The sequence below is a fragment of the Streptomyces sp. NPDC025793 genome, assembly GCF_055558375.1.
Genome location: NZ_JBVHMR010000060.1, coordinates 23,948 through 30,270 on the forward strand (window position 1 = coordinate 23,948; position 6,323 = coordinate 30,270).

The 6,323-nt window shown below is 70.5% G+C and carries 7 protein-coding genes; 3 read left to right on the forward strand and 4 right to left on the reverse strand.

Annotation, left to right across the window (positions count from 1 at the left end; genetic code table 11):
• The first annotated feature begins 20 nt into the window (after window positions 1-20).
• Window positions 21-623 (forward strand): TetR/AcrR family transcriptional regulator, encoded by a 603-nt coding sequence (locus ACZ4MF_RS44295; RefSeq protein ID WP_467499476.1) that lies wholly within the window; start codon window positions 21-23, stop codon window positions 621-623.
• A 431-nt stretch (window positions 624-1,054) separates the two neighbouring features.
• Here the strand turns inward: ACZ4MF_RS44295 and ACZ4MF_RS44300 are convergent, their stop codons facing one another.
• A complete protein-coding gene (locus ACZ4MF_RS44300; RefSeq protein ID WP_467499478.1) occupies window positions 1,055-1,771 on the reverse strand; it encodes a restriction endonuclease in 717 nt (238 codons plus the stop codon).
• Entirely contained in the window at window positions 1,768-1,893 is a 126-nt protein-coding gene (locus tag ACZ4MF_RS44305; protein WP_467499480.1) for a hypothetical protein, read from the reverse strand. Before ACZ4MF_RS44305 ends, ACZ4MF_RS44300 begins: the two co-directional genes overlap by 4 nt.
• 549 nt (window positions 1,894-2,442) lie before the next feature.
• Between ACZ4MF_RS44305 and ACZ4MF_RS44310 the strand changes: the two genes are divergently transcribed.
• The gene (locus tag ACZ4MF_RS44310; protein WP_467499482.1) at window positions 2,443-3,240 is read left to right on the forward strand and encodes a hypothetical protein; all 798 of its coding nucleotides are present in this window, start codon (window positions 2,443-2,445) and stop codon (window positions 3,238-3,240) included.
• Window positions 3,241-3,322: 82 nt separating this feature from the next.
• Window positions 3,323-4,033, forward strand: coding sequence for an alpha/beta hydrolase (locus tag ACZ4MF_RS44315; RefSeq protein ID WP_467499483.1), 711 nt, complete (start codon window positions 3,323-3,325; stop codon window positions 4,031-4,033).
• 34 nt (window positions 4,034-4,067) lie between these two features.
• On the opposite strand, the gene ACZ4MF_RS44320 is transcribed toward ACZ4MF_RS44315, so the two are convergent.
• Entirely contained in the window at window positions 4,068-5,951 is a 1,884-nt protein-coding gene (locus ACZ4MF_RS44320) for an eCIS core domain-containing protein (protein ID WP_467499485.1), read from the reverse strand.
• A 145-nt stretch (window positions 5,952-6,096) separates the two neighbouring features.
• The coding region (locus ACZ4MF_RS44325; RefSeq protein ID WP_467499487.1) for a transglycosylase SLT domain-containing protein at window positions 6,097-6,323 on the reverse strand (227 nt) is incomplete at its 5' end.

Consider the following 6,323-nt stretch of genomic DNA (forward strand, 5'->3'; position numbering starts at 1 on the left):
ACGAACGGAGAGCCGGACCATTGCCCAAGCGCGTGGATCACGCAGAGCGGCGCACCGAGATCGCGCAGGCCCTCGTCCGGGCCGCCGGACGACAAGGGCTGCACGCTGTGGGTATGCGGGACGTGGCGGCCGAGGCGGGCGTCTCACTGCGGCTGGTGCAGTACTACTTCGAGTCCAAGGAGAAGCTGCTCCTCTTCGGACTGCGGCATCTGGCCGACAGGTTCGGGGAACGGGTGACCGCCCAGATCCGCGCCGCCGATGACAACCCCGGACCGCGGGCAGTGATCGAGGCGCTGCTGACGGCAGCCCTGCCGGTCGACGAGGAGAGCCGCCTGTTCCATCACCTCTACACCTCGTACGCCGTGCTGTCGGTGACCGACGAGGCCCTCGCGGCCCAGCCCTTCATCAAGGATCCCGACACCGCCGAGACCACCCTCGCCGGGCTGCTGCGGCAGGCGGCGGACGCCGGCCTGCTCCGGGCCGGCACGGACACCCACGCCGAAGCGGTCGGCTTGCTGGCCATGTCCGCGGGGCTCGGCACCAGCGTCCTGGTGGGCCAGCGCGACGCCGACTCCGCCACGGCCGTCCTCCACTACCACCTGGACCGGATCTTCCGGCCCTGAAACGCGGACGCCGCCGCCCCGGGCCAGAACACCCGCGAGGAATTCTCGCCATGCCGACCGTGCCACCCTGAGCTTCTGCTACGCCCACGAGACGTAGGCGGACGATGCCTGTGAAGCGGCCTCCACCTCATGTGAGTTGCGAGGCGTCCGGAGTGCCGTGCTTTGCAGACCGTGGTCTTACGGAAGCAGGCACTGCCCTTCAACTTGGCAGTCACGCAACCCATCGGACGGGCCCTAGTACGCCACGGGACGACCGCCACCAGCCGCCGCCGTGAACGTGACGCCCGGCCCGCCGCTACGGGGGAGAGCGACAGGCCGGACACTTCACGATGCCAGACTCCCCCGCCCCCGCGACAGAAGCGAAATGGCCAGGCGCACTCTGTCACAGCCGGCGAGCACGACCGGCCTCCCGCTCCACGCCCGTCACGGCTTCAGGCGAGGCCGGACGGTCTGCGTGGCGGTGGGACGGCGCGGAGCAGCTCCCACAGGGGGCGTGGGCCGGATGCCCACACCCCTAGGGTGTGGCGGTCGACGACGTGCAGTCGCTGCTGTTCGGCGAAGGCCACGGCGGGCGCGGTGACGCGGCCGTTCGTGACGATCACCGCGATGTCGGCGCCGTGGACCTGGCGGGCGGTGCCGTTGAGGACCTGGAGTTCCGGTGTGCCGACCGCGGAGCCGGCCAGGCCGTTGCGCCGGTGTTTGCACTGGATCACCCAGCGCCGCCCGTAGGGGTCGGTGGCCTTCACGTCGGCGCCGAGGTCCCCGCCGCCGCCGACGCGGAGCGCGTCCTGGCAGCCGTCACGGCGCATCAGGTCCCGTACCGCGTCCTCGAACCGGGTGTGATGCAGGGCGTCCAGCTCGGGCAGCGCGTACCGCAGGCCCTGCGCACGCACCGCCTCCCACCGCGCCCCCTGCTGCCGTTGGTAGAACCAGCCCCCACCGACCAGCGCCGCGAGCACGGCGACGACGGCCAGGATCCACCAGTGCGCCAGCAGCCAGTTGACGACGGCCACCACCAGCGCGATGCCCAGGACCGCGGCCACGAGGAGACCGATCAGACGGTCGTCCGCACGCTGACGCCGCCTTCTGGCAGGCCTTCGGGTACGCCGCCGCGCCTGCGGGCGCCCCTTACGGGTCCGGGGACTCACCGGCCGACCCCTCTGACGCCGCTCGCCGGCTGCGTCAGAACGTCGAGGACGCCCCGGCCCGCCGGAGCGGGGCGCCGTAACCAGAAGAAGACGACGACCGTGAGCAGCACTGCCACGTCCATGGTCAGCAACCGTCCAGACCTCCCCCGATGACCGGCCATCACGCCACAGGGAACGCGCTGCCGCCACCCCGGCCTTCATGTGTAGCGGCGCCTCGGCGATACGGGAGGCAGGTTGCCGACGAATGGCACAAACCCATCGGACCTGGCCGAATACCGCACCGCAGGTCAGCCGCCGACGCAGCGCACAGCGTCATGCCCGCCCGGGCACCTCCTGCTGCCCGCCCGGACCTGGCGTCGGCCGGTCCCACCGGTTATCCCGCAGGCGTGGCTGACCCGGCAGTCCCCTGACGACGTGGATCTGCTGCGGGTCGAGAGTTCGTTCGCGCCACCGCGCCAGTTCTCGGGACGCAGGGGCAACGCGGTACAGACCCAGTGGTCCGCCGCCTACCAGTCGTCGTTCTTCGTCTAGACGATCGAACTCACCAACGACCCCGACGGTCTTGTGAGCCGGACCCTGATAGACACCGATGCCCCGTTCACCATTACGCGCAGGATTCCACGCGGGTCGGGCGGGCGGTCCAGGGGGCGCACGTACGCTTTCGAAGACCGGTGGGGGGCGATCCGTCCTCCGGGCTCGACAAGGAGACAGCCGCGCAGCTCCACGGGCTGGATCCCGACGGTTACGTGGAGCAGGGCGACGCCGCCGGACAAGGCCTTGCCCAGCTCCCGTCCGACACCACCCAGGCTGTCACCTTCTACGTTCCCGCCGGACGCAACGATCCGAAGTTCCTCAACAACGACCGGCGCTTCATGTCCGCGCAGGGGTTCGACGCTCTGGGCAACGCCACGAGGTGGGCCACCGCGCTGTCCGCCAGACCGCAGGTGGACCGCCGTGACGGCCAGCGCAGCACTGCCGCCGCCATGGGCAACACCCAGGCGCATGCGTGGATGGGCCCTGGCAACGGGGGAAGCGTGGGGCAGCTCGCCACGTACGAGTGGTGCCATCTGGCGGGTGACGGTGACGGCGGCCCAAGCGCTCCGGAACACCTCGTCATCGGTACCAACGCCGTGAACACGGAACAGTTGGCGATGGAGACCGGTCTGAGGGATCTCGTTCCCCAGGTCCGGGCCCGCGGCTTCGACATCCGGCTCCAGGTCATCGCCTCCTTGCAGGAGGCTCCGATGGAGTCCGAACGCTCCCCGTCCGAGTTCGGTCTGCCCGCCCTGCTGCAGGCCGACTGGATCGGTTACGACATCTCCCTGGTCCCTCTCGGACAGGTGAACGGCCGACAGCGCCCCGTCCACCGCCAGATCATGGACGCGACGCGCGGCACCATCACCGAGTCCGAGTTCGTCGTCCTCCAGGCAACCGTGAAGCGAGCGATCAGGGCTGCGCTGGACGACTGACGGGGCGGATAGATTGTCGGCGACGGCACCCGGCGGCGGACAGACGCGTCAGGGGCCCACGGATCGAGAGGGAGCGCCCAGCGTGCACCAGGACGTAACCCCGTCTCTTCCCGCGCCCGGCGGCGCCCTCGTACCACGCCTGGTTCCGGTGCGCCCGCGAGCTGCGGTGCTCCTGCTGCACGGCGGGAGCGAGACCAGTTTTCGTCCCTCGCGCCGCTGGCACCCCGCGGCACTGCGCATGCCGCCCTTCCAGCGGGCCATCGCGCTCGCACGGCCGCACGACGACATACTGATCGCCCAGGTGCGCTACCGCGTACGCGGCTGGAACGGCAGCCGCGCCGACCCGGTGGCGGACGCCGACGAGGCGCTGCGCCAACTCGCCGCGCTGGCCGGCCCGGTGCCGACCGTCCTCGTCGGACACTCCATGGGGGCGAGGGCCGCACTGCACGCCGCCGGCCATCCTCAGGTGTGTGCGGTGCTCGGCCTGGCGCCCTGGTGGCCGAGGGGAGAGCCGGTGCGCCAGCTGGCCGGCCGTCGTGTGGTCGCCCTGCACGGCGATCGGGACCGGGTCACCTCGCCCGGTGACTCGGCCGACTACGTGCGCCGGGCCCGGGACACGGCGGCCGGAGCGGCGATGGCCGTCGTCCGGCACGGTGACCACGCGATGCTCCGGCGCCACCGGTTCTGGCACCGCACCGCCGCGAGCGTCGTCGCGCACCTCGTCGACCCCGACGGCTGTCCGGACCCCCTGCCCATGGAGTGCTACGGGACGGGGCCCAGTCCACTGCTGTGACCGGTGGTACCTGCGTTGCCGGCGGGGAGGACGCCTAGGAGGTCGCGGACTTGGCGGCGCTCCTGTCGGCGCGCAGTCGCGTGGCCAGCTCGGTGACCGCGGCGTAGAGCGGCTCCCGCTGATCCACTGCCCATCGGTGAAGGTAGACGAGAAGTTGGGTGACGACGGTGTCGTATTCCACGACAACGGAGCTGTTGGGGGCGGTCAGTTGCTCGATGCGCATCAGCCGTTCATGGGTGGCGTCATCGATCTTGCCGCTCGACTTGAAGAGCGTCGCGTAACGGCCGACCCCCTTCATCGGCTCGACGGCATACTGCAACTTGGCCGCGAAGAGGTCCTTCTGCTCGGCGGTCAGCGCCTGGCTCTGATTCAGCAGTGCTTTCAGGCTGTCGATCTGGGCTGTCCGGTCCCTGGCCAGATTCCGGATCTCGTCATCGCTCAGCCCCTGCCTCAGAAGCAGCAGGATCTCACTGTTGCCGTAGGTCTCGCCCGCGTCCACGTGGGTGAGTTCATGGGCGAGCGAGCCGAGGCGCTCCGTCGCGCCTGCCGACTGGGACAGCGCGTGCTTCATGGTGTACTTCTCGGCAGTTCCGTCGGGCGAGAGCGAAGTCCCCGGCATTCCGGTCGTGAACTTGACGAGGCCGCTGTGCGCGAGCAGGTCACCGAGGACGTCCCGGGTGATCTGCGGAGCGGCGGCGTCCGACCGGATCTCGCCCAGCAGCCGTAGATCGTCCTCGACGAGGCGGCGCCGGTCGTCCTCCGACAGGCCGTTGACGACCCCGTTCAGCCAGTTCGCGAGGTTGGTGTTGGCGGCGGAAAGGTCGCTGTCGACGGGGGCGTTGGTGACCTGGATCTGATGCAGGATCGTCTCCTGCGCGGCCAGCAGACCGCGCGCCTTCGCCAGCTGGTCGGCTTCCCGGTCGACGTCGTCCAGTTGCTGGTAGATCTCCGCGTGGGCCGCTACCTGCCGCAGGATCTCCTCGATGACGGCCGGTAGCCGGATCCGGTTGGATTCCGCGTGGCTTTCGGCGACCAGGGCGTCGACCGCCTGTTGGTGCCTTCCCGACTTGGACTGGTCACGGTATTCCTCGGCGGCGGCCCTGAGCGCATCCAGTTGCCGGCGCCTGGCCATGTAGCTGTTCACCGGCAGCTGGTGGTAGGCGGCGAGAGCGTCTTCGACCCTCACGATCGAGGAGCCGCGCTTCTCCAGGAGACCGACAGCGGTCCTCCGCCGGAATTCGACGACCGATATCAGGCGTGCGACGGGCAGAGCGGCCCCGGCGTGGGGTGCCGCGGCGGGTGTGGCAGGGGTGCCGGCCATGACGTCGGCCGCCACCCTTTCCGCCTCGCGCTCGAAGCGGTCCGAGGGATCACTGATGGCCAGCCCGCCACCGGTGTCCGTACCGGCGACCGGGCCGCGGCGCTGCTGGACGACGTGTGTCAACTCGTGGGCGAGCACCTCGCGGCCGGAGTCGGACGCCGTGTCGTACCGGCCTCGCTGGAAGACGATGTGGGAGCCGGAGGTGTAGGCATGCGCGGCGACCGACGTGGCGGACTCGTGTGCCGCGCGGTCGGTGTGCACGCGGACGTCGGAGAAGTCCGCGCCGAGCGCGGACTCCATGTCGGCACGTACCGCATCGCCCAGGGGACGTCCGGGAGAGCGCAGTACCTCGTCGACCGAGGCGGACTGGCGTTCGGCCGCGTCGGCGTGCTCTGCCCTGGCCCGGCTGAGTGCCTCGCCGACCGCGGCGTTGCCGATCAGCTGCTGCAAGGCGATCACGGCGTCCGGCCGCAGCGGTTCCGGCCGCGGCGTGTCCGCACGCTCCGGGCGTCGCGGCTCCGTCGTCCGCTCCGTGGCGGTCTTGCGCGCGTTCCCGGCCGCGGTGGCATCCTCGGGTTGCTTCTTGTGTCCGCGCACGCCTCTCCTCACCGCACCGAGACTTACCGTTCCGGTGTAGGGCGAGGACGGTCCCGACCGTCAGGTCGAAACGGGCAATGTGCGGGCAGAGTCGCTGCCTGGTCGGTTCCGGTTGCGGCAGCTTCGAGCCCGTCCGACTCCGGGGTCAGTAGGCGGAGTTGACGTTGTCGATGGAGCCGTAGCGGTGAGCGGCGTAGTTGGCGGCCGCGGTGATGTTGGCGACCGGGTCCGTGACGCTGTGGGCGGTGCCGGAGACGTGGTAGGCGTTGAAGGTGGCGTCGATGACCTGGAGCAGGCCCTTGGAGGGGGTGCCCTTCTGCGCGTTCACGTCCCAGTTGTTCTGGGCGGCGGGGTTGCCGCCGGACTCGCGCA

Bases quoted from the DNA above. Each gene is read 5' to 3' on its own strand.
- ACZ4MF_RS44305 (WP_467499480.1), bottom strand. From the start codon at position 1,893: ATGGACGTGGCAGTGCTGCTCACGGTCGTCGTCTTCTTCTGGTTACGG.